Origin of the sequence: Tibeticola sediminis, assembly GCF_003843835.1 — a bacterium.
GTDB lineage: Bacteria > Pseudomonadota > Gammaproteobacteria > Burkholderiales > Burkholderiaceae_C > Tibeticola > Tibeticola sediminis.
This window is the reverse complement of the sequence record NZ_RKQL01000004.1, coordinates 233468-255927: the sequence shown is the minus strand read 5'-3', so window position 1 is coordinate 255927 and position 22460 is coordinate 233468. Positions and strand designations below refer to the sequence as shown.

The 22460-nt window shown below is 68.9% G+C and carries 21 protein-coding genes; 11 read left to right on the top strand and 10 right to left on the bottom strand.

Annotated features, from left to right (window positions below; translation table 11 throughout):
* Nucleotides 1–5 precede the first annotated feature (5 nt).
* Nucleotides 6–194, top strand: coding sequence for a hypothetical protein (locus tag EDC62_RS09825; RefSeq protein ID WP_124223149.1), 189 nt, complete (start codon nt 6–8; stop codon nt 192–194).
* Nucleotides 195–217: 23 nt separating this feature from the next.
* Entirely contained in the window at nt 218–1063 is an 846-nt protein-coding gene (locus tag EDC62_RS09820) for an alpha/beta hydrolase (protein WP_124223147.1), read from the top strand.
* A gap of 20 nt (nt 1064–1083) precedes the next feature.
* Here the strand turns inward: EDC62_RS09820 and EDC62_RS09815 are convergent, their stop codons facing one another.
* The 4 genes from EDC62_RS09815 to EDC62_RS09800 all read right to left on the bottom strand — a co-directional run bounded on the left by EDC62_RS09815 (nt 1084) and on the right by EDC62_RS09800 (nt 4450).
* Nucleotides 1084–2247, bottom strand: coding sequence for an MFS transporter (locus tag EDC62_RS09815; protein WP_124223145.1), 1164 nt, complete (start codon nt 2245–2247; stop codon nt 1084–1086).
* 73 nt (nt 2248–2320) lie between these two features.
* The gene (locus EDC62_RS09810) at nt 2321–2509 is read right to left on the bottom strand and encodes a hypothetical protein (RefSeq protein WP_124223143.1); all 189 of its coding nucleotides are present in this window, start codon (nt 2507–2509) and stop codon (nt 2321–2323) included.
* A 46-nt stretch (nt 2510–2555) separates the two neighbouring features.
* Nucleotides 2556–3290: a 16S rRNA (uracil(1498)-N(3))-methyltransferase gene (locus EDC62_RS09805; RefSeq protein WP_124223141.1), complete on the bottom strand. Its 735-nt coding sequence runs from the start codon at nt 3288–3290 to the stop codon at nt 2556–2558.
* Nucleotides 3291–3343: 53 nt separating this feature from the next.
* Complete coding sequence (locus tag EDC62_RS09800) at nt 3344–4450, bottom strand: aminoglycoside phosphotransferase family protein (RefSeq protein ID WP_124223139.1); 1107 nt, start codon at nt 4448–4450, stop codon at nt 3344–3346.
* A 108-nt stretch (nt 4451–4558) separates the two neighbouring features.
* Here EDC62_RS09800 and EDC62_RS09795 point away from each other — a divergent pair, with 108 nt between their 5' ends.
* Genes EDC62_RS09795 through rsmA form a run of 3 tightly spaced genes read left to right on the top strand, consistent with a single transcriptional unit; the run spans nt 4559 to nt 9088 of the window.
* A complete protein-coding gene (locus EDC62_RS09795) occupies nt 4559–6886 on the top strand; it encodes an LPS-assembly protein LptD (protein WP_245968832.1) in 2328 nt (775 codons plus the stop codon).
* Nucleotides 6879–8321 carry a peptidylprolyl isomerase gene (locus EDC62_RS09790; RefSeq protein WP_124223135.1) on the top strand — a complete coding sequence of 481 codons (1443 nt, stop codon included), beginning with the start codon at nt 6879–6881 and terminating at the stop codon, nt 8319–8321. The genes EDC62_RS09795 and EDC62_RS09790 overlap by 8 nt, the downstream gene beginning before the upstream one ends.
* Nucleotides 8318–9088 carry a 16S rRNA (adenine(1518)-N(6)/adenine(1519)-N(6))-dimethyltransferase RsmA gene (gene rsmA, locus EDC62_RS09785; protein ID WP_124223133.1) on the top strand — a complete coding sequence of 257 codons (771 nt, stop codon included), beginning with the start codon at nt 8318–8320 and terminating at the stop codon, nt 9086–9088. The genes EDC62_RS09790 and rsmA overlap by 4 nt, the downstream gene beginning before the upstream one ends.
* Nucleotides 9089–9204: 116 nt before the next feature.
* Here rsmA and EDC62_RS09780 read toward each other — a convergent pair whose 3' ends face one another.
* The 6 genes from EDC62_RS09780 to EDC62_RS09755 form a co-directional block, all read right to left on the bottom strand.
* Nucleotides 9205–9390, bottom strand: coding sequence for a hypothetical protein (locus EDC62_RS09780; protein ID WP_124223131.1), 186 nt, complete (start codon nt 9388–9390; stop codon nt 9205–9207).
* A gap of 14 nt (nt 9391–9404) precedes the next feature.
* Complete coding sequence (locus EDC62_RS09775; protein ID WP_124223129.1) at nt 9405–9806, bottom strand: barstar family protein; 402 nt, start codon at nt 9804–9806, stop codon at nt 9405–9407.
* A 65-nt stretch (nt 9807–9871) separates the two neighbouring features.
* On the bottom strand, nt 9872–10279 hold the full coding sequence (locus EDC62_RS09770) for a guanyl-specific ribonuclease (protein WP_124223127.1): 408 nt from the start codon (nt 10277–10279) through the stop codon (nt 9872–9874).
* Nucleotides 10280–10406: 127 nt separating this feature from the next.
* Nucleotides 10407–12725, bottom strand: a complete 2319-nt coding sequence (locus tag EDC62_RS09765) for an NADP-dependent malic enzyme (protein ID WP_124223125.1) — start codon at nt 12723–12725, stop codon at nt 10407–10409.
* 114 nt (nt 12726–12839) lie between these two features.
* Complete coding sequence (locus EDC62_RS09760) at nt 12840–13175, bottom strand: hypothetical protein (protein WP_124223123.1); 336 nt, start codon at nt 13173–13175, stop codon at nt 12840–12842.
* A gap of 64 nt (nt 13176–13239) precedes the next feature.
* Nucleotides 13240–14526, bottom strand: coding sequence for a solute carrier family 23 protein (locus EDC62_RS09755; RefSeq protein ID WP_124223121.1), 1287 nt, complete (start codon nt 14524–14526; stop codon nt 13240–13242).
* Between the two features lie 124 nt (nt 14527–14650).
* On the opposite strand from EDC62_RS09755, the gene EDC62_RS09750 reads away from it, so the two are divergent.
* The 6 genes from EDC62_RS09750 (at nt 14651) to EDC62_RS09725 (ending at nt 22453) form a co-directional block, all read left to right on the top strand.
* Nucleotides 14651–15898: an efflux RND transporter periplasmic adaptor subunit gene (locus tag EDC62_RS09750; protein ID WP_124223119.1), complete on the top strand. Its 1248-nt coding sequence runs from the start codon at nt 14651–14653 to the stop codon at nt 15896–15898.
* Between the two features lie 35 nt (nt 15899–15933).
* On the top strand, nt 15934–17202 hold the full coding sequence (locus EDC62_RS09745; protein ID WP_124223117.1) for an ABC transporter permease: 1269 nt from the start codon (nt 15934–15936) through the stop codon (nt 17200–17202).
* Nucleotides 17199–17987, top strand: coding sequence for an ABC transporter ATP-binding protein (locus tag EDC62_RS09740; RefSeq protein ID WP_124223114.1), 789 nt, complete (start codon nt 17199–17201; stop codon nt 17985–17987). Before EDC62_RS09745 ends, EDC62_RS09740 begins: the two co-directional genes overlap by 4 nt.
* 1 nt (nt 17988) lies before the next feature.
* Nucleotides 17989–19092 (top strand): tartrate dehydrogenase, encoded by a 1104-nt coding sequence (locus EDC62_RS09735; protein WP_124223112.1) that lies wholly within the window; start codon nt 17989–17991, stop codon nt 19090–19092.
* Between the two features lie 335 nt (nt 19093–19427).
* Nucleotides 19428–20201: a TFIIB-type zinc ribbon-containing protein gene (locus EDC62_RS09730; protein ID WP_124223110.1), complete on the top strand. Its 774-nt coding sequence runs from the start codon at nt 19428–19430 to the stop codon at nt 20199–20201.
* Nucleotides 20202–20335: 134 nt separating this feature from the next.
* Nucleotides 20336–22453, top strand: coding sequence for an acetoacetate--CoA ligase (locus EDC62_RS09725; RefSeq protein WP_124223108.1), 2118 nt, complete (start codon nt 20336–20338; stop codon nt 22451–22453).
* Nucleotides 22454–22460 lie beyond the last annotated feature (7 nt).

Below are 22460 nucleotides of genomic sequence, written 5' to 3'. Positions count from 1 at the left end.
TGTTGATGTTTCAACAATTTTCGGTTCAGAGGCCGTTCACCGTTTGGGTGAGCGCTGCGCACCCGTTCGAGTCGCCCTCGGGCGCGGGGGCGGCGTTGCAAATCCTCGCCATGGCGCCCGCCATGGCTGTGGTTTGCGCCTTGCCCACGCGCCCGATGACGACCCGCCCGGGTGCGCCCAACTGCCGGATTTAGGTTGAAGCGCTCAAGACCACGAGATGAGCGTCGCAACGATCCGCCCATACACCGCCTCGGACGGCGCGCGCATCGCCTGTTATGACTGGGCGGCTGAGCCCGCGCACGGCGGTCGGGTGCGCGGGGTCGTCCTGCTGGTGCATGGCCTCGGGGAACATGCCGGGCGCTATGACGCGCTGGCCGAAGAACTCAACCGCTGGGGTTTTTCGGTGCGGGGATACGACCAATACGGCCACGGCGACTCGGATGGCCCGCGCGGCACGCTGCCCCACGAGCGCCGCCTGCTGGACGACCTGGCCGACCTGATTGGTTACACGCGGGCGCAGCACGCGCTCGCACCGCTGATCCTGCTCGGGCACAGCCTGGGTGGCCTGGTCGCGGCGCGGCTGCTCGCCGAACAGCCGCGACTCGCCGATGGACTGGTGTTGTCTTCGCCCGCGTTCGATGCGGGTCTGGGGTTCGCGCAGCGCGCGCTCATCGCGCTGCTGCTGCGCCTGGCGCCCGACTGGGCCGTGAGCAACGGTCTGGATCCTGCCGCGCTCTCGCACGACCCGGCGGTCGTGGCAGCCTATCGCCAGGACCCTTGCGTGCATGACCGCATCAGCGCGCGGCTGGCACGTTTCATCGACGCATCCGGCCCCATCGTGCAAGCCGCCGCGGCGCACTGGGCCGTTCCGACCTTGCTGCTGTATGCGGGCGCCGACCGGCTCGTCGACCCCCGCGGGGCGCAGCGCTTCGCCGCAGCCGCACCGCCGGCCCTGGTGGAAGCGCACCGTTTTGAGCCGCTCTACCACGAGACCTTCAACGAAACGCACCGCCAAAGCGTGTTGTTGCAACTGCGACGCTGGCTGGATGCGCGGTTTCCTTGAGTGTCCCCTCGTGCGGCGCCTCATCGTCGCGGCGCTTGCCGTGCCAGCCATAGGATCGCCAATCCCAGCAGGGCGACCGGGATCAACGACCCCCAGTTGAGCAGCGCCCAGCCCTGCGTCGTCACGAGGGCGCCCGAGGCGAAGGAGGTCACCGCCATGGTGCTGAACATGCAAAAGTTGATGAAGGCTTGCGCACGGTCGCGCTCCTCGGGCCGATAGGCTTGCAAAGCGAGCGTGGTGCTGCCGGTGAACAGGAAGTTCCACCCCACACCCAGAAGAAACAAGGCCACCAGGAAGTGCTGCAGCTCCACGCCCGACAACGCCAGCGCCATGCATGTGGCGTTGAGCAAGACGCCCACGCCCATGATGGGCAGCGTGCCGAACCGGCGGATCCAATGCCCGGTGAAGAACCCCGGCGCGTACATGCCGATGACGTGCCACTCGAGCACCAGCGCCGCGTCGTCGAAGGGAAAGCCGCACACATCCATGGCCAGCGGCGTGGCCGCCATCAGCAGGTTCATCACGCCGTAACCGAGCGCGGCACCGGCGGTGGCGACGATGAACACCGGCTGGCGCACGATCTCCGACAACGGTCGGCCCGGGGCATCGCCGTCCGACTTCGGCGGCACCGGCGGAAAGCGCACCCCGGCCATGAGCGCCATGGACAGCAACGCCACGACGGCCAGCGCAAGGTAAGCACCGACGAAAGGCGTCTCGGTCAAGGTGCGCGTGCGCGCGGCCAGGTTTGGGCCGATCACCGCACCCAGCAGACCGCCCGCCAACACGAGCGAGACGGCGCGCTCGCGAAACGCAGGCGCGGCGAGCTCGGCGGCAGCGAACCGGTAGAGCTGCCCGTTGGCGCTGTAGTAGCCCGCCAGCACCGTCGCAGCGACGAGCAAGCCAAAATTCCGGCTCCAGGCGGCATACGCGCACAACAGCGTCGAGACCAGCGCCACCACCAGCCCGAGCTGAAAACTGCGCTGCCGCCCCCAGCGCATCTGCGCGCGCGCCACGAGCCCGGTCGAGAGTGCACCGCCAACCACATAGCCCATCACCGGCAGGGTCGCCATCCATCCCGCCGGCGCCAGTTGGTAGCCCACCAGGCCGTTGATGGCGATGAAGACGACGTTGTTGGTGAGAAACAAACCCTGACACAGGGCCAACAACAGCAAGGAAGCGTTCATTGGGGCAGTCTAGCAGCGGCCTGGCTGCTCAACGTGCACGGGCGGGCGGCGCAGCCCCGCGGAACCCGTGAGCCTAAATCCGGCAGTTGGGCGCGCCCGTACGGGCCGTCATCGGGCGCGCGGGCAAGGCGCAAACCACAGCCATGGCGGGCGCCATGGCGAGGATTTGCAACGCTGCCCCCGGGCCCGAGGGCGGCTCGAACTGGTGCGCAGCGCTCACCCAAGCGGTGAAGGGCCTGCGCACCGAAAATTGTTGAAACATCAACACCTTGCTTTTCGCGAAAAGCGGTCAACTGCCGGATTTAGGGTCAGCCCAGGGTCGCCAGCGCCAGCGCCGCCAGCGGCGCGGTTTCGGCGCGCAGCACGCGCGGCCCCAGCGTCACGGGCACGAAGCCGTAGGCCCGCGCCTGTGCGTCTTCCTCGGCCGACAAGCCGCCTTCGGGGCCGCTGAGCAGCCACACGGGCTGCGTGGGCGTCGCGCTGCGCAGCAGCTCGCCCCACGGCCGCGCGCCCTCGGCGAGCGAGAGCACGCAGCGCAGCGCCGCGGCGGGTGCCTGCGCTTCGGCGCTGCCGAGCCAAGCCGAGAGCGTGCGCACGGGCTCGATCGTGGGCACGCGGTTGCGTCCGCACTGCTCGCAGGCGGCCACCGCCACCTGCTGCCAATGCTGCTGCTTCTTGGCCGCGCGCTCGGCGCTCAGGCGCAGCACGCTGTGCGCGGTGTGCAGCGGCTGCACGCGCACCGCCCCGAGTTCGGTGGCTTTTTCGACCAGCCAGTCCATGCGCTCGTTGGCCGGCATGCCGCAGGCCAGATGCACCGGTCGCGCGGCCTCGCGCTCGAGCGGCTCGAAGCCGCCGATCCGCACCGTCACCTCGCTGCGGCCCATGCGCTCGATCGTGCCCTGCCATTGACCGCCTGCGCCGGTAAACAGGGTGAGCGCATCGCCCGGTTGCGCGCGCAACACCTGAACGTGGCGCGACGCCGCCGCGTCCAGCACCACGAGCGCGCCCTCGGACAGCGGCAGGAAGCAGTAAATGCGCGGCATCAAGCAATCACTTTTTGATAGCAAGAAAAGACCGAAACACGCCGGCGATTGGATCACATTCGGCCCAAAGCCCAGCCGCTGGCCGCCTGCAAGCCCTCGACCTCGTCGATGAGGCGCAAAAGCGGCGTGAATTCCCGATAACGGGCCGCCGTAGCGCGGATGTAGCCGATGAAGCGTGGCGCATCGGCCAGGTACTGCGGCTTGCCGTCGCGCAGCGTGAGTCGCGCAAAAATGCCCGCCACCTTGAGGTGCCGCTGCAGCCCCATCCACTCCACCGCGCGCCAAAACGCGCCAAAGTCGCTGTGCCAATCCTCGAAATCCATCAGCCCGGCCTTGCGCGCCTTTTCCCAATAGCGCACGGTGACGTCGAGCACGAAGGCTTCGTCCCAGCTGATGAAGGCGTCGCGCAGCAAACTGGCGATGTCGTAGGTGATGGGGCCTTCGACCGCATCCTGAAAGTCCAGCACCCCGAGCCGAGGCGCGGGCCCGTCGCCGGACAGCACCATGAGGTTGCGCGGCATGAAGTCGCGGTGCACATAGACCCGCGGCGTGGCCAAGGCCTGACGCACCAGCAGCTCGTCGGTCCGCGCGAGCACCTCGGCCTGCGCCGGTGTGAGTTCGAGGCCCCGATGCCGACGCAAGTACCAGTCGGGGAAGAGCGCGAGTTCGCGCCGCAACAACGCCTCGTCGTAAGGCGGCAGCATGTCGGGGCGGCTCGCGCGCTGCCATTGCACCAGCACATCGGTGGCAGCGGCAAAGAGCGGCGCTGCGGCTTCGGGGCGCGCCGAGTCGAGCTGCGACATCATCGTCGTCGGCCCCAGGTCGCTCAGCAGCAGGAAGCCCTGCGCCTCATCCCATGCCCAGATCTCGGGCGCCACCAAACCCGCCTCGCGCAGCAGCGCGGCCACCCGCACGAAGGGCACGCTGTTCTCGTACTGGGGCGGCGCGTCCATCACGATGCAGCTTCCCCCGCCCCGCCGATCGATGCGGAAATAACGCCGGAAACTCGCGTCGGCCGATGCGGACCGCAGGCTGTCGACGGCCAGGTCATGCACCGGGGCCAGCGCGCCCAGCCAGCGCGCAAACGCCGCGCCCCGTTCGGGGTCGGACCAGAGGATGGGCGAGGGCTGGGGAGTCGCAGGGGTAGGTAGATCGCTCATGGATAATCGATTCTATGCAGACGGGCTCTCCCCTTGTTGCACCGCCGAAACGACCCCTCCATGCTCCCGCGCGCGCCGGCCTCTGGCCCGGAAGAATCCCCTCGATGCTTGACGCCGCTTGCGGCCGAGCGGCTGCGCGCCGCGCTGCTGTGCCTGCTTGCGCTCGGTGCCAGCTGCGCCCGCGCCCAGTCCGAATCTGAGCCCGCGCCCGCCCTGCGTCCGAGCGAGGCGCTGGCCGAGCCGATCAGCGCCGAGGCGCGGCGCCAAGCGCCCACCTTTCTATTCGGTGATGGCCTGCACGGCCAGATCGACGGCGAGAGCGTGCTCGAGGGCGATGCGATGCTGCGCCGCGTCGACACCGTCATTCGCGCCGAACGCCTGCGCTACGACCGCGCCACCAACACGGTCCGCGCCGAAGGCGACGTGCGGCTCAACCGCTACGGCAATGTCTATCGCGGGCCCGAGCTCGAGCTGCACCTCGACGACGGCAGCGGCTTTTTCACCCAGCCCAGCTTTTCCTTCCTGAAGAACGGCGGCTACGGCGAGGCCGCGCGGGCCGAGTTCATCGACGACCATCGCAGCCAGGTCCACGACGTGCGCTACAGCACCTGCCGCCGCAACGGCCCCGAATGGCTGCCCGACTGGGTCTTGCGGGCCGCGCGCATCGACATCGACAACGAAGCCGAAGAAGGCCGCGCGCACGGCGGGGTGCTGGAGTTCAAGGGCGTGCCGATCCTGCCGGTGCCGGGCTTTGCGTTTCCCCTCGGCGACCAGCGCCGCTCGGGCTTTTTGCCGCCCACACTCGACCTCGACAGCGTCGGAGGCTTCACCTACGCGCAGCCCTATTACCTCAACCTCGCCCCGAACTACGACGCCACACTCACGCCGACGCTGATGAGCCGCCGTGGCGTGGCCGTGGGCGGCGAGTTTCGCTACCTGGCGCCCGTCGCGAGCGGTCAGGTCCTGGGCAACCTCATGCCCTCGGACCGGCTGCGCGGCCGCGACCGCTGGGGTCTGTCGACCCAGCATCAGGCCACGCTGGCTGCCGGCACGGGCCTGAGCCTGAACCTCAACCGCGTGAGCGACGCGGACTACTGGCGCGACTTCACGCGCGGCATCCCGGCGCTGACGCCCCGCCTGCTGCCCGCCGACGGCCGGCTCTCGTGGAGTCAGGGCGCTTGGTCTGCGCAGTGGCGCAGCCTCAAATGGCAAACCCTGCAGACACCCGACGCGCCGATCATCCCGCCCTACGATCGCCTGCCCCAACTCACGGCGCGCTATGGCCTAAGCCCCAGCCGCGGCTGGCAGTACACGCTGGACGCCGACTACAGCCGATTCCGCGCCGATGCGACGCGCACGCTGCAACCGAACGCCGAGCGCAGCGTGCTGAGCGCGCAAATCGGCTACACCTGGCTCACGCCCGGCAGCTTTCTCACCCCGACACTGCGCACCAACCACACCCACTACGCGTTCGACGCGCCCTTGGTCGACGGACGCACCCGCGCCACACGCAGCCTGCCGACCTTCAGTCTCGACGGCGGCCTGATCTTCGAGCGCGACACGGCCTACTTCGGCCGCGCCGTGCGCCAGACCCTCGAGCCTCGCGCGCTCTATGTCTACACCCCCTACCGCGACCAGCAGGCGCTGCCGGTCTACGACACCGCCGCCAAGGACTTCAACCTCGACAGCATTTTTTCCGACAACCCCTACGTCGGCTCGGATCGGATCGCCGATGAAAACCTGCTCACGCTGGGCCTGGTCAGCCGTCTGTATGACGCGGACAACGGCGGCGAGCTCGTCCGCCTCGGGCTCGCGCAGCGTTTGCGCTTCTCCAGCCAAAAAGTCACCTTGCCGGGCGAAACCCCGATCGACGAGCGACTCAGCGACATCCTCGTCGGCGGCTCCTTGCAGTGGAGCCCGCGCTGGCGCGCCGACGCCGGTTTGCAATTCAACCCGAAAACCGGCCGCTCGCTGCGCACGACGCTCGGCGCACGTTACTCGCCGGGCAACTATCGGGTGCTCAGCGCCGGCTACCGCCTCAAAAATGGCATCAGCGAACAGCTCGACATGGGCTGGCAGTGGCCGCTCAACGACCTCTGGAACGACCCGGGCCTAGACCTCGGCCCCGGCCGCGGCCTCGGGGCCGGGCGCTGGTACAGCGTCGGGCGGCTCAACTTCAGCGTGATGGAGCACAAGCTGGTCGACGCGATCCTCGGCTTCGAGTACGACGCGGGCTGCTGGATCGGCCGCGTCGTGTTCGACCGGCTCCAAAGCGGTGCGGCGAGCTCGAGCAGCCGCATCATGTTCCAGCTCGAACTCGTGGGCTTCTCGCGTCTGGGCTCCAACCCCCTCAAGACGCTGCGCGATAACATACCCCGCTATCAATACCTCCGCGAGCCGGCGCCCCCGCCGAGCCGATTCAGCAACTATGACTGAGGCCTCCCTCCCACCTTTGCCGCACGCGCGCCGCCTTCCGGCCTTGAGCCAGGCCCTCACGGCGCTGCTGTGCGTCGGCCTGCTCGCGCCGACTTTGGGTACGGCACAGGGCTTACGCCTCAAGCCCGGAACGTCGGCCTCGACCCTGGCCCCGGCAGTGGCGGCGGCCACGCTGCCCCCGGCGGTTCGCGGCCCCCAGCCCGCCGACTTCATCGTGGCCGTGGTCAACGACGAGCCGATCACGAACCGCGAGGTGCAGCGCGCCGTCGAACAGTTGCAGGCCCAACTGGCCGCGCGTGGCGGCCCGCAGCCCGATCGCGCCACCCTCGAGCGCGAGGTGCTCGAGCGCCTCATTTCCGAGCGCGCCCAACTGCAACTGGCCGCCGAGCAAGGCATCAAGGTCGATGACACAGCGGTCGATCAAGCCGAGCAGAACGTCGCGCGGCAAAACGGGCTCAGTGTCGAGCAACTGCACCGCGAACTCGAGCGCCGCGGCGTCAGCCTGCGCGAGTTCCGCGAGAACCTGCGGCGGCAAATCATCCTGACGCGGCTGCGCGAACGCGAAGTCGCCTCCCGCCTGCAGGTGACCGAAGCCGACGTCGACGAGTTCATCGCCTCGCTCCAGGCCGCGCAGGACGGCGCGCCGGAGCTGGTCAACCTGGGCCACATCCTCGTCGCCGTGCCCGAGCAGGCGAGCCAGCAGCAGGTCGGGGCGCTGCGCCAGCGCGCGCTCGAACTGGCGCAGCGCGCTCGGCAGGGCGAGGATTTCGCGGCCCTCGCGCGGCAGTTCTCCCAGTCGCCCGAAGGCCGGGAAAGCGGCGGCATGCTCGGCCTGCGGCCGCTCGACCGCTATCCGGAGCTGTTCGTCGAGGCCATCCGCGGGGCAGCGCCGGGGGCGGTCGTCGGGCCCATCCGCTCCGGCGCGGGCTTCCACATCCTCAAGGTACTCGAGCGGCGCGTGCCCGATGCCCTGCCCACCCAGGTCACGCAAACCCATGCGCGGCACATCCTGCTGCGTCCGGGTCCGAAACTCAGCGAAGCGCAGGCGCGCGAGCGCCTGGCCGAACTGCGGGCCCGGGTGCTGCGCGGCCAGGCCGACTTTGCAGCCCTCGCCCGCGAATACTCGCAAGATGGCAGCGCCCGTGAAGGGGGCGATCTGGGCTGGGCCAGCCCCGGGCAGTTCGTTCCGGAATTCGAAGAGGCGCTGGCGCAGCTCGCGCCGGGCGAAATCAGCCCGCCCGTGGTTTCGCGCTTCGGCGTCCACCTCATCCAGCTGCTCGAGCGGCGCGAAAAGACCCTGACACCCCAGGAACAACGCGAGATCGCGCGCAACCTCGCGCGCGAGAAAAAGCTCGAGGAAGCCTACGAGCGCTGGGCGCGCGACGTGCGGGCCCGTGCCTACGTCGAGTTGCGCGAACCGCCCCAGGCGCCGTGAAGCACATCGCCCGCAAGCGTTTCGGCCAGCATTTCCTGGCCGACCCCGCAATCCTCGACGCCATCGTCGATGCGATCGATCCCAAACCCGGTGAGCCGCTCGTCGAAATCGGCCCTGGGCTTGGCGCGATGACCAACCCGCTCGTGGCGCGCAGCGGGGCTTTGACGGTGATCGAACTCGATCGTGATCTCGCGGCGCGGCTGCGCCAACGCAGCGCACTCGAGGTCATCGAAGCCGACGTACTGCGCGTGGATTTCCGCGCACTCGCCGAGCGCAAAGGTGCGGCGCTGCGCATCGTGGGCAACCTGCCCTACAACATCTCGAGCCCGATCCTCTTCCATTTGCTCGAGGTGGCCGACTGCGTCCGCGATCAGCACTTCATGCTGCAAAAAGAGGTGGTCGACCGCATGGTCGCGGCGCCCGCCACCGCCGCTTATGGCCGGCTTTCGGTGATGCTGCAGTGGCGTTATGCGATGGAGTGGCTGCTCGACGTGCCGCCCGAGTGCTTCAACCCGCCGCCCCGCGTGGACAGCGCGGTGGTGCGGATGCGCCCAATCGAATCCCCGGCGGCCGTCGATGCGGCCTTGCTCTCCGAGCTCGTGCGTGTGGCTTTCAGCCAGCGCCGCAAACTGCTGCGGCACAGCCTCGGCCGCTGGCTCGAAGCGCGGGGCAGCACCAGCAGCTTCGACCTGCACCGCCGCGCCGAGGAAGTGCCCGTGGGCGACTACCTCGCGCTGGCACAGGAACTGGATCCGAAACCGCGCTGAATCGGTTCCCGCGATGGCGCTTCATCGCGGGAACGGGTTCTCAGCGTTGCCTCAGAGGCTGAGAGGGAATTGGGTGTGCCCGAAGGGGCGGGCATGTTCGATCCCCTCTCAGCCTCTCAGGCTGCGTTGAGCCAGTAGCCGGCATTGAAAGGGCTGCTCATGCGCAGCGCCTCGACCGAGACATCCACCAGCAGACTGGCTGCCACGGCGGGGTCGGTCTTGTCTTGGGGGGCATGGATCCCCGGCGCAGCGACACTGGTGTGCTGCGCTTTGGCCTCATCCGCCCGTTCCGCTTGGCCCATGGATGCGGAACGGGCTACTGAAAAGAATAGAAGACCCTGAAGGGAACCTTGCGGTCGGCCCAGTAGTCCGCCGCGTCGCGGAAGATGTCGAGCAACTGTTCGCGCGCTTCCTTGTCGAACTTGCCGTTGGCCGGAATGTGCTCGAGCACCACGACAAAGCCCGGCTGCGGCCCGGACTTGTGCACCGGATCGGTGATCGAATCAAAGAGCGCGTCGAAGTTCTTGCCGAAATGCGTGGGCAACGTGAACTGCTGCGCGATCATGTCGAGCACGTCCTGCTTGCTCTGTGCGTTCGCCAGGTTGGCGTAGAGGAAGTGGTGGCCCAAGGCCTGTGCCGCCTCCTGCAGATCCTGCACACGGTAGGCCCGAATCGACTGCACGATGTTGGGCCTGACGTTACGAAGTGGTGTTTCCATCTCCGCGGCTTTCTAAAAATGTGAAAGAGACTGATCCATCGATGCCGAAACGGCACGGGCCCTCGTCATTCGACGATGCGGCGAAAGCTCGCGTAATGGTCCTCGGTGTAGTAACACACCTCGGGCCGCCGCGGCTCCCCGCCGCAGACGATGCGGCGCGCGCCCCGATCCCGACTTCCAGGCGTTTTCACGGTGTATTCACGGTAATATCCCCGAACGCGCAACGGAAGCTGCCGCTCGCGGTTGCCAAACACCGACCCGTCCTTCTCGAACGGAAACGGTCCGCCCTGAAGGATCAAGCGATAGGTTTCAACCGCTTCGGCGGGCAACTGCTCCAGGCGAACCGTTGCCACGGCTTCGGCCTGGTCTGGCACTGGGGAACGCGCCTGCGCCCAGTCCCCCAAGCCCGCAGCGAACAGCAGCAGGGCCGCCAGTATCCATGCGCCCCAAGGGCTGCGCCGCGGCCGAGTCATGTGTTGCGCGTCCGTCGTTTTGACCGTGAAAACCCCGGGTAAACCCGGAAAGTAGGCGCGTAGTGTGACGGAAACGCGACAAAAACGCAAGCCAAAACACTGGAAAACCCTAGGCCGGGCCGCCGCCTCAGCGGCCGGCGTTCGCGTCGGCGACGGTGAGCGCCGTCATGTTGACGATGCGCCGCACGGTGGTGCTGGGCGTCAGGATATGCACCGGTTTGGCCGCGCCGAGCAAAACGGGGCCAACGGCGATGTTGCCGCCCGCCGAGACCTTGAGCAGGTTGTACGCGATGTTGGCCGCATCGATGTTGGGCAGCACGAGCAGGTTCGCGTCCTCGAGCAGCGTGGTGCGCGGCATGAGGGCGCGGCGAGCGGCGGTGTCGAGCGCCAGGTCGCCGTGCATCTCGCCGTCGATCTCGAGCCAGGGCGCGCGCTGCTGCACGAGGGCCAGCACCTCGCGCATCTTGGCCGCGCTGGGCTGATTGGAAGATCCGAAGTTGGAGTGCGACAGCAGTGCCGCCTTGGGCGTGATGCCAAAGCGCCGCATCTCCTCAGCGGCGAGCACGGTGATTTCCGCGAGCTGTTCCGCGCTCGGGTCGTAGTTGACGTGGGTGTCGACCAGGAACACCTGCCGCCCGGGCAGCATCAGCCCGTTCATCGCCGCATAGACCGAAACGCCCGGCCGGCGACCGATGACCTGATCGATGTACTGCAGATGCATCGCATGGGTGGCCCAGGTGCCGCAGATCAGTCCGTCGACATAGCCTTTGTGCAGCAGCATCGACCCGATGAGCGAGAGGCGGCGACGCATTTCGATTTTGGCCATCTGCACCGTCACGCCCTTGCGTTCGGTCATGCGGTGGTAGGTCTGCCAGAAGTCGCGGTAGCGGTCGTCCTGCTCGACGTTGACCACGTCGTAGTCCCGCCCTTCACGCAGCCGCAGGCCAAATTTCTCGATGCGCTGTGCGATGACGGCCGGCCGGCCGATCAGCGTCGGGCGCGCCAGGCCCTCGTCGACCACGATCTGCGCGGCGCGCAGCACGCGCTCCTCCTCGCCCTCGGCATAAGCGACACGTTTGTGGGTCGCGCGCTTGGCCGCCTCGAAGATGGGCTTCATGATGGTGCCCGAGGCGTAGACGAAGCTCTCGAGCCGCTGCCGGTACGCGGCCATGTCGGCGATCGGCCGCTGCGCGACGCCGCTGTCGGCAGCGGCTTGCGCGACCGCGGGTGCGATCTTCATCATCAGCCGCGGGTCGAAGGGCTTGGGGATCAGATATTCCGGGCCGAAGGCGAGTTTTTCACCCGCATACGCCGCCGCCACGACCTCGTTTTGCTCGGCCTGCGCAAGCTCGGCGATCGCGCGCACCGCGGCGAGCTCCATCTCGACCGTGATGGTGGTCGCGCCCGCGTCGAGCGCGCCGCGGAAGATGTAGGGGAAGCACAGGACGTTGTTGACCTGGTTCGGGTAGTCCGAGCGGCCGGTGGCCATGATGGCGTCGTCGCGCACGGCGCGCACCTCCTCCGGGCGGATCTCCGGGTTGGGGTTGGCCAGCGCAAAAATCAGCGGCCGCGGCGCCATGCGCGCGACCATTTCGGGCTTGAGCACGCCGCCCGCAGACAGGCCCAGAAACACGTCGGCCCCGTCGATGACCTCGGCGAGCGTGCGCGCCTCGGTCTTTTGCGCATAGACGACCTTGTCCGCGTCCATCAGCTCGGTGCGGCCCTCGTAGACCACCCCGGCGAGGTCGGTGACCCAGATGTTCTCGCGTGGGATACCCAGCTTGACGAGCAGGCCCAGGCAGGCGAGCGCCGCGGCGCCGGCGCCGGAGGTGACGAGCTTGATGCGCTTGGGGTCCTTGCCCGCGACCTTGAGGCCGTTGATGATTGCCGCGCCGACGACGATGGCGGTGCCGTGCTGGTCGTCGTGAAAGACCGGGATCTTCATGCGCTCGCGCAGCTTGCGCTCGACGTAGAAGCAGTCGGGCGCCTTGATGTCTTCGAGGTTGATGCCGCCGAAGGTCGGCTCGAGCGCAGCGATGATGTCGACGAGCTTGTCCGGGTCCTTCTCGTTGATTTCGATGTCGAACACGTCGATGCCGGCGAACTTTTTGAACAGCACCGCCTTGCCTTCCATCACCGGCTTGCCCGCGAGCGGCCCGATGTCGCCCAGACCGAGCACCGCCGTGCCGTTGGTCACCACGCCCACCAGGTTGCCCCGGCTGGTGTAGCGAAACGCCGCGGCCGGGTCTTTGACGATTTCCTCGCAGGGGGCGGCCACGCCGGGCGAATAGGCCAGCCCCAGGTCATGCTGGTTGATGAGCTGCTTGGTCGGGGTGATGCCGATCTTGCCGGGCTGGGGAAACTCGTGATAGTCGAGCGCCGCGCGGCGCAACTGCGCCCGTCGTTCTTCGAGTGCTTCGGGCGTCGGGGGGTTGTTTTGCGTCATGAGGTCTCCTGCATCGACCGGACCGCCGTGCGCGGGTCTGCACGGGTACGAGCGCGGGCCGGGAGGGCATTCTAGACCCGGGTCCTGACCTCCTCCGCCGTGATCTGCCCAGGTTCAGGGCGCCGGGGCCGGCAGCAACCACTGCGCCACCAGCGGCTGCAACCAGCCCAGGCCCGAGGCCACCAGCACCAGGACGCCGAAGCCCAGCGGAGCGATGGCCAGCGCGACGAGCCAGCGCTTGGGGCGCGCCCAACGCCGCGGCAGCACGAGAACGATCAAGGCCGCCAGCACCGCCAGCAACACCGCCGAGGCCGCAACGACCCCCGCCACCGCGAGCAACGCTTCCCCAGCGCCAGGTGAGCCCGTGCGCAGCCCCTCGGCTGCCGCCGCACCCGGTGCCGCGTAGACCGCCCAGCGGAGGCGGCGCAAGAAATGCTTCTTCTGGTCCATGGCCGCGATGGTAGCCGCAGGTCCGATGGGGTGCGGGCCCCGAGAGGGAGGCGATTGCGCAGCCTTACCGCCGCCCACCCAACAGCGCCCAAAGGCCGATGGCGCCGAAGGTGGCGGTGCCGATGCCGCCGAGGGCGAAATCGCCGAACTTGAGGGTGAAGTCGCCGGTTCCGAGCACCAGCGTCACGGCCGCGACGATGAGGTTGCGGTTGTCCGAGAAGTCCACGCGGTTGTCGACCCAGATCTTCGCGCCGGCCACCGCAATGAGGCCGAACACCACGATCGAGACACCCCCCATCACCGGCAGCGGAATGGCCTGGATCAGCGCGCCGAACTTCGGTGAAAAACCCAGCAGCACGGCGATGAGCGCCGCGACGAGGAACACCGCGGTGGAATAGATCTTGGTCGCGGCCATGACGCCGATGTTTTCCGCATAGGTGGTCACGCCCGTGCCGCCGACCGCGCCCGAGACCATGGTGGCGATGCCGTCGCCCATGAAGGCGCGGCCCATGTAGGGGTCGAGGTTCTTGCCGGTCATGGCGGTCACGGCCTTGAGGTGGCCGAGGTTTTCGGCGACGAGAATGATCGCCACCGGCGCGATCAACAGCATCGCCGGGCCGCTGAACACCGGCGCGGCGAACTGCGGCGCGCCGAACCAGGCCGCGTTGGCAATGCCCGAGAGGTCCAGCGGCTTGCCCAGCCCCAGGCCGTTGGTGAGCACCGCGTAAAGGATGCTCGCCACGATCAAGCCCACCAAAATCAACAGCCGCTGCACCATGCCGCGCGTGCGCACAGCCACCAACCCCACGCAGACGAAGGTCAGCGCCTGCATCCAGCTGTCGAAGTTCGACGCCGCCATGTTCTTCACCGGGATCCCCGCGAGGTTCAGGCCGATGACGGCCACCACCGCGCCCGTCACCACGGGCGGCATGAGCCGCTCGATCCAGCCCGTGCCGATGGCCTGGACCAGCGCGCCGATGAGGGTGTAGAGCGCGCCGCAGGCGATGATGCCGCCGAGCGCCACCGCGATGTTGGCGTTGGGCCCCTTGCCCGCGTAGCCGGTGGCGGCGATCACCACGCCGATGAAGGCAAAGCTCGAGCCGAGGTAACTCGGCACCTTGCCACCGGTGAGCACGAAGAAGATCAGCGTGCCGATGCCGCTCATCAAAATGGCGACGTTGGGGTCGAAGCCCATGAGGATGGGCGCGAGCACGGTGGCGCCGAACATGGCCACCACATGCTGCAGCCCCATCACGGTGGTCTGCGGCCAGGGCAGGCGCTCATCCGGGCCGATGACGCCGCCGGTGGCAAGCACCTCGGGGCTTTTTTCTTTCCAGTCGAACAGGGGCATTTTCTTCTCCGGGTGATTGAACCGGCGCGATCGTAGTGGCAAAGCCGCCGCTGTCCATCGTGCAGCGCAACAAAAAGGCCCCTCGCCGGCAGGGCGCCGCGCAGCCCTGCTACGCTTGCGCCCCATGGACACACGCATGAAGTGGGGCTTGGGCGCGGCAGCGGTGCTCGTGGTGCTGGCCGCGGTGGCGCTGGGGACCACGCGCGGCGTGCCGGTGCGCACGGTGGCGGTAACGCGCGGCGCGATTGCGCAGTCGGTCGTGGCCACGGGCCGGGTCGAAGCGAGCGCGCGCATCGACCTGGGCTCGGAAGTAACGGCCACGGTGCGCGAGGTGCGGGTGCGCGAGGGCGACCGCGTGCGCGCGGGGCAAGTCCTCGTGCGGCTCTCCGATGACGAGGCCCGCGCGGCGCTGGCGCAGGCCGAAGCGGCGCTGCTCGAGGCACGCGAGCGCGCGCGCGAGCAAAGCGGCGTGACGGCGCCGGTGAGCGCGCAGGCGCTCGCCCAGGCCGAGGCGAACTTGAAAACCGCCGAGCGCGAGGCCGAGCGCGCCCGCGCTTTGGTCGCGCAGGGCTTTTTCGCACCGCAAAAGGCCGATGAAGCCGAACGTGCGCTGGCCAACGCCCGCAGCGCCTTGGAAGCCGCGCGGGTGCAAGCGCGCGCCAACGCACCGGGCGAGGTGGGCGCGCGGCTGGTCCGCACCCGCGTGGAACAGGCCGAATCGGCACTGGCCGCTGCGCGCGCGCGCCTCGCGCGGCTCAACCTCGCCAGCCCCGTCGACGCGATGGTGCTCACGCGCCATGTCGAGCCGGGCTCGATGGCGCAGCCGGGCCGTGCGCTGCTGGGCCTGGCCGCCGAGGGTCCACTGCGCATCGACGCGGCGATCGACGAGAAAAACCTGCGGCTCGTCTCGGTCGGCATGGCCGCGCAGGCGGTGGCGGACGCCTACCCCGGGCAAAGCTTTGCGGCCACCGTGTCATGGATCGCGCCGGCGGTCGATGCGCAGCGCGGCACCGTGCCCGTGCGGCTCGCGGTGCCGCAGCCGCCCGGCTTTTTGCGACCGGACATGACGGTGTCGGTCGAGATCCTGGGCGGCGAGAAGAAAGATGCGCTGGTGCTCTCGGCGGCGGCGGTGCGTGACGCCGACCGCGAGGCCCCGTGGGTGCTGGTCGTGCAGGAAGGCCGGGCTGCGCGCGTGCCGGTCAAGCTCGGCCTGCGCGGGATTGGTGCGGTGGAAATCACCGAGGGGCTGGCCGAGGGCGCGCGCGTGATCCCGCAGACCGAAAAAGCCGCGCCGGGCGACCGCGTGCGCGAAGTCGCCCGCAGTGACGCCCAGCGGCCCATGGACGTGCCGCAGGGCATGATTTCGCGCTGAAACGCCGAGCACCCTCCGCCTTGCCGACCACCGCCATGGCCCCCGCCCGCACCCGTCCCGCGTTGAGCCCTTGGGCACGTCGCCTGCCGTTCGAGGCGCTGGTGGCGCTGCGCTTTCTGCGCGAGGGGCGCATGCAAAGCGCCTTGATCCTGGCGGGCGTGACCGGGGGTGTGGCGGTCATCATCTTTCTGACCCAGCTCATCAACCAGCTGCAAGATTCGATCATCGACCGGGTGCTGGGCTCGCAAGCGCATGTGGTGATCCGTCCGCTCGAAGAGACGACCCAGCGCGTGCTGCAAGCGGACGCGCAGCGCGCCATTGCCGCCATCGTGCAGCCGCGCGAGCAGCGGCTGCGCTCGGTGGATCAGTGGGAGCGCATCGCGCGGCTCGCGGCGGCGCACCCGGGGGTGCTGGCCGTCTCGCCCGTCGTCAGCGGTCCGGCGTTTGCGCTGCGCGGCAACTCGAACAAGAGCGTGGCGCTCATCGGCATGGTGCCCGACGCGTACCGGCGCGTGGTGCGCATGGACGACAAGATGGTGCGCGGCCGTTTCGAAGTCAGCGGCAGCGAGACGCTGATCGGCACCGAGCTCGCGGCCGACCTCGGCGTGACCGTGGGCGACAAGATCCGTGTGACGACGGCCAACGGGCGCAGCGAGACGCTCACCATCACCGGCCTGTTCGACATGGGCAACCGCGATCTCAACCGGCGCTGGGTGTTCGTGCCGCTCAAGCTCGCGCAGACGCTGCTCGACCTCTCGGGCGGGGTCTCGAACCTCGACCTCACCGTGCGTGACCTCTTCGGTGCAGACGCGGTCGCCGATGCGCTGCGCGCGCAGACCGGGCTGACGGTCGAGAGCTGGATGCAGACCAACTCGGGCCTGCTCACGGCGCTGTCGAATCAATCGGTGTCGAACAACCTGATTCGCAGCTTCGTCGTCATCATCGTCGCGCTGGGAATCTCCAGCGTGCTGGTGGTGAGCGTGGTGCAAAAGCAGCGCGAGATCGGCATCCTGCGCGCCATGGGCGCGGGGCAGCGGCAGATCATGGCGGTGTTTCTGCTGCAGGGCGGTATCGTGGGGCTGGCGGGCTCGGCGCTGGGTTCGGGCCTGGCTTACACGCTGCTGGTGGTGTTCTCGCGCGTGTTCAAGAACCCGGGCGACGGCGGGCCGCTGTTCAGCGCCGAACTCGACCCGAGGCTCGTGGTGCTGGCTTCGCTGGTGGCGTGTGGGGTGGGCCTGCTCGCGGCCTGGATTCCCGCCCGACGGGCCGCACGCATGGACCCGGTGCAGGCGATCCGCACATGAGCACAGCCCTGGCCACGAACCCTGCGCGCGAAGACGCGGTGCTGCAGCTCGACGGCGTGCGCAAGAGCTACAACGTCGGCACGCCGGTTGAGACCGAGGTGCTGCACGGCATCGACCTGAGCCTCTCCGCGCACGAGTTCGTGGCGCTGACGGGGCCCTCGGGCTCGGGCAAGAGCACCTTGCTCAACCTCATCGGGCTGCTCGAGCGACCGAGCGCCGGGCGGCTCGTGATCGACGGGCACGACACCGCTGCGCTCGACGATGCGGCACTCACCGCGCTGCGCGGCCACACGATCGGCTTCGTGTTCCAGTACCACCATCTGCTGCCCGCGTTCACGGCGCTCGAGAACGTGTTGCTGCCGTCCATCATCACGCATGGCGTGGCCACGCCGGAGGCCGAGGCCCGCGCGGCCGAGCTGCTTACGCGCGTGGGGCTGGGCGCCGCGATGGCCAAGCGGCCGGGCGAGCTCTCGGGGGGCATGCAGCAGCGCGTGGCGATCGCGCGGGCGCTGTCCTTGCGGCCCCGGCTCATCCTCGCCGACGAGCCCACGGGCAACCTCGACACCGCCAGCGCCGACGCGGTGTTCGAACTGCTGCGCGCCTTCAACCGCGACCACGGCAGCGCCTGTTTGATCGTCACGCACGATCCGCGGCTGGCCGCACGCTGCGACCGCATCATCGAACTCGTGGACGGCCGTATCGTCGGCGAAGCCGAGCGGCGCCCCAACCCCAACACCCCCAACACCCCCGGCAGCCTGCTCACCCCACCCACGGTGCCCCACTGACATGAGTTACCCCACACAACCCGTCGCGCGCATCGCCGTCATCGCCGGCGACGGCATCGGCCGTGAAGTCATGCCCGAAGGCTTGCGCGTGCTCGAAGCGGCCGCGCGGCGCTGGGCGCTGCCGCTGGAATTTCACGCCTTCGACTGGGCGCACTGCGACTATTACCTGGCGCACGGGCAGATGATGCCGAGCGACTGGAAGGCGCAGCTCGCGGGCATGGACGCGATTTATTTCGGCGCCGTCGGTTGGCCCGCCACCGTGCCCGACCATGTGTCGCTCTGGGGTTCGCTCTTGAAGTTCCGCCGCGAGTTCGACCAGTACATCAACCTGCGCCCCGCGCGTCTGTTCGACGGCGTGCCCTGTCCGCTGGCCGGACGCAAGGCCGGCGACATCGACATGCTGATCGTGCGCGAGAACACCGAGGGCGAGTATTCGAGCGTGGGCGGCGTGATGTTCGAGGGCACCGAGCGCGAGTTCGTGGTGCAGGAGTCGGTGTTCACGCGCACCGGCAGCGAGCGGCTGCTGAACTTCGCCTTCGCGCTCGCGCGCAGCCGGCCGCGCAAGACGCTCACGCTCGCCACCAAGAGCAACGGCATTTCGATCTCGATGCCCTGGTGGGACGCGCGCTGCGCCGAAGCCGCGGCGCGCTACCCCGACGTCGCCTGGGACAAGCAGCACATCGACATCCTGTGCGCGCGCTTCGTGCTGCAGCCCGAGCGCTTCGACGTGGTGGCCGCGACCAACCTCTTTGGCGACATCCTCTCCGACCTGGGTCCGGCGTGCTGCGGCACCATCGGCATCGCGCCCTCGGCCAACCTCAACCCCGAGCGGCGCTGGCCGAGCCTGTTCGAGCCGGTGCACGGCTCCGCGCCCGACATCGCGGGCCGCGGCATCGCCAACCCGATCGCGATGATCTGGTCGGGCGCGCTGATGCTCGACTTCCTTGGCGGCCGCAGCAGTTGCGACGCGCGCTGGCGCGCCGCGCACGACGGCATCGTGCGCGCCATCGAAACCGTGCTGCGCGACGGCCCGCGCACACCGGATCTGGGCGGCAAGGCCCGCACCACCGACCTCGGCAGCGCCGTGGCCGCGGCGCTGGCCTGAGAGGCTGAGAGGGAATTGGTCATGCCCGCTCTGACGTCCCAAAACACGCCAGAGGGCGTTGCAAATGCGCGCCGTAGCCCGAGCTACGGCTGTGCTTTGCGCCTACTCGGACGCGCTTTGTGGCGCCTCTTCGGGCACGCCCAATTCCCTCTCAGCCTCTGAGAAGCCGTGAACGGGTGAGAGAAAAATGGCCGTGCCCAAGATGCGCCCCCAGCAAGCAGCGCGGGGGCTCTGCGCACACCTTGAGGAAACCCGCCACGCCCGCGGGGGCTGCGCAAAACGGGGATCTCGAGGTTTTCTGCCGAAATCCCAGCGCCATCTGGTCAGGTATTGCTATGAATATTGAAGCCACTTCAACGCCCACCGCCCGCACCGGCCGGCTTGCCTGCCCGTCCTGCCGCGGCGCGATGCAGGTGCTCGACCTGCACAGCCAGCGCGGCGAGGCCTTGGAGCTCGACCTGTGCTTCGCCTGCCAGCTGCTTTGGTTCGACCCGCGCGAGAACCTGCTGCTGTCGGCTGCGTCGGTGGTGCAGCTGCTGCGCGTGCTGCATGCCCACCGCGACGAAGGCCACCATTCGCTGGCCGCCCGGCTGGCCTGCCCGCGCTGCGCCAGCGCGCTCACCGACGGCTACGACGTGGTCAAGCACGGCCGCTACCTCACCCACCGCTGCCCGCGCGGGCACGGGCGGGCAGCGACCTTCTCCGCGTTCATGGTGGAGAAGGGCTTCGCGCGCCACCTCACGCGGCCGGAGATCGAGGACATCGCGCAGCGTGTGGGCGTCATTCGCTGCGCGAGCTGCGGCGCGCCGGTGGATGTGCGTCGGGAGGATGCCTGCAGCCACTGCCGCTCGCCGCTGGCGCTGCTCGACCCCAAGGCCGTCGAGGCCGCGCTCGGCGGTTACGCCCGCATCGCCGCACAGGCCGGCACAGTGCAGCCGCTGGGCCTGGCCGATGCGCTCATCATGATCGAGCGCGACCGCGAGCGCGTGCTGCGCGAAGAACGCGCAGAGCGCCGCAGCAGCCTGCTCGGCACCACCGGCGACGGCGCCGCCGGCACCGACCTTTTCGCCGCCGGACTGGAGATGGTCTGGCGCTTGCTGACGCGCTGAGCCACCCCAGCGTCGCCCACGCGACGGCGGCTCGGGCCAGCCCCGGTGCACAGCGGGACGCAGCTGCGCTATCGTTTTCCCCGCGCTGCTTCGGCCCCCTTGCCCCCCCCTGCCCCCGCTTGCCCGCATCCGCCATGTCCGCTGCCCTCACCCCGTCGAGCCCACCGCCCTACGTGCCGCAGATTCGTCTCTACCAGCAGTGGCTGGCGCGCGAACGCGGCCTGGCTTTTGCCGACTACCACGCGCTGTGGCGCTGGTCCACCACCGAGCTCGACGCTTTTTGGCAGAGCATCTGGGATTACTTCGATCTTCAGTCGCCCACGCCCCACCACGCGGTGCTGGCCCGGAACGTGATGCCCGGCGCGGTGTGGTTTCCGGGCGCGCAGGTCAACTATGTGCAGCAGGTGTTCCGCCATGTGGCGCCCGCGCATGCCGCGGGTCTGCCGGCCGTCGTCGCGCGCAATGAGCGCGGCCGGCACACGGAACTCTCCTGGCCCGAGCTGCGCCGTCAGGTCGCCTCGCTCGCGCTGGCCCTGCGCGAAGCGGGCGTGCAGCGCGGCGACCGCGTGGCCGCGTATTTGCCCAACGTGCCCGAGGCCATGGTGGCTTTTCTCGCCTGCGCGGCGATCGGCGCGGTCTGGAGCATCTGCGCGCCCGACATGGGTACGGCCGCGGTGCTCGACCGCTTCCGCCAGATCGAGCCGGTGCTGCTGATCGGCTGCGACGGCGTGAGCTACGGCGGCCGCGACCACGACCGCCTCGGCGTGATGGCAGAGCTGCGCGCCGCCCTGCCCAGCGTGCGCCGGGTACTGCTGTGGGACAACCTCGGGACGAGCCAGAGCGCTCCTGATTTTGGATTGCCCTGTGACGACTTCACGCGGGCAACCGGCCGAAACAATGCCGAAGCCGCGGCCTTTGAACCCGAATGGCTGCCGTTCGACCACCCGCTGTGGATCGTCTACAGCAGCGGCACCACCGGCCTGCCCAAGCCGATCGTGCACGGCCACGGCGGCACCGTGCTGGTCGCGCTCGCGCTCAAAGTGCTGCACAACGACGTGGGCTGCAGCTATGCCGCGAACAGCTTTGGCGAGCGCTACCACTGGTACAGCTCCACCGGCTGGGTGATGTGGAACGCGCAGATGAGCGGCCTCCTCAACGGCACCACCTGCGTCATTTACGACGGCAACCCCGGCGGCAGCAAGGAGCGGCCCGACTGGACGACGCTGTGGCGCTTGGCCGCCGACACGGGCGTGAGCTTCTTTGGCGCGGGCGCAGCCTTCTACGCCAACTGCCTCAAGGCTGGGGTCGACCTCTCAACCTGCGGCGACCTCTCGCGCATCCGCGCGCTCGGCACCACCGGCTCGCCCTTATCGGAGGACGCGCAGCGCTGGGGCACCGAGCAGTTCGCGGCGCTGGCCCAGCGACAGCCGCGACCCGACGGCGGCGACATTTGGTGGTGCAACATCAGCGGCGGCACCGACTTTGCCGGCGCCTTCATCGGCGGCCACCGCGAGCTGCCGCAAACGCCCGGGCGCATGCAGTGCCGACTGCTCGGCTGCGCGGTCGAGGCCTGGAACGAGGCCGGCGAGCCCGTCATCGACGCCGTGGGCGAACTGGTCTGCACCCAGCCCATCCCCTCCATGCCGCTGTATTTCTGGGGCGACGCCGACGGCTCGCGCTACCGTGCGAGCTACTTCGAAGCCTACCCCGCTGGACACGGACGCAAACCCGGCGGCGGCGATCTCGACGCCTCGGCCGGCGCCGTCTGGCGGCACGGCGACTGGCTGCGCATCTTCCCCGACGGCTCCTGCGTCATCTACGGCCGCAGCGACGCCACCATCAACCGCCACGGCCTGCGCATGGGCACGAGCGAGATCTACAGCGCCGTCGAAGCCCTGCCCGAAGTGCTCGACTCCATGGTGGTGGACCTCGAATACCTCGGCCGGCCGAGCTTCATGCCACTGTTCGTGGTGCTGCGCGAAGGGCAGGTGCTCGATGAAGCGCTGCGCGCGCGGATCGCCGACGCCATCCGCCGAGCGCTCTCGCCGCGCTTCGTGCCCGACGCCATCGAGCAGGTCGCCGAGATTCCGCGCACCCTCTCGGGCAAGAAGCAGGAACTGCCCATCAAGCGCCTGCTGCTCGGCCAGCCCTTGGACAAAGTCATCAACAAGGAAGCCATGGCCAACCCCGGCTGCCTGGCTTGGTATGTGGACTATGCGCAGCGATACCTGGCGCGCACGAGGGGGGATTGAGGAAACA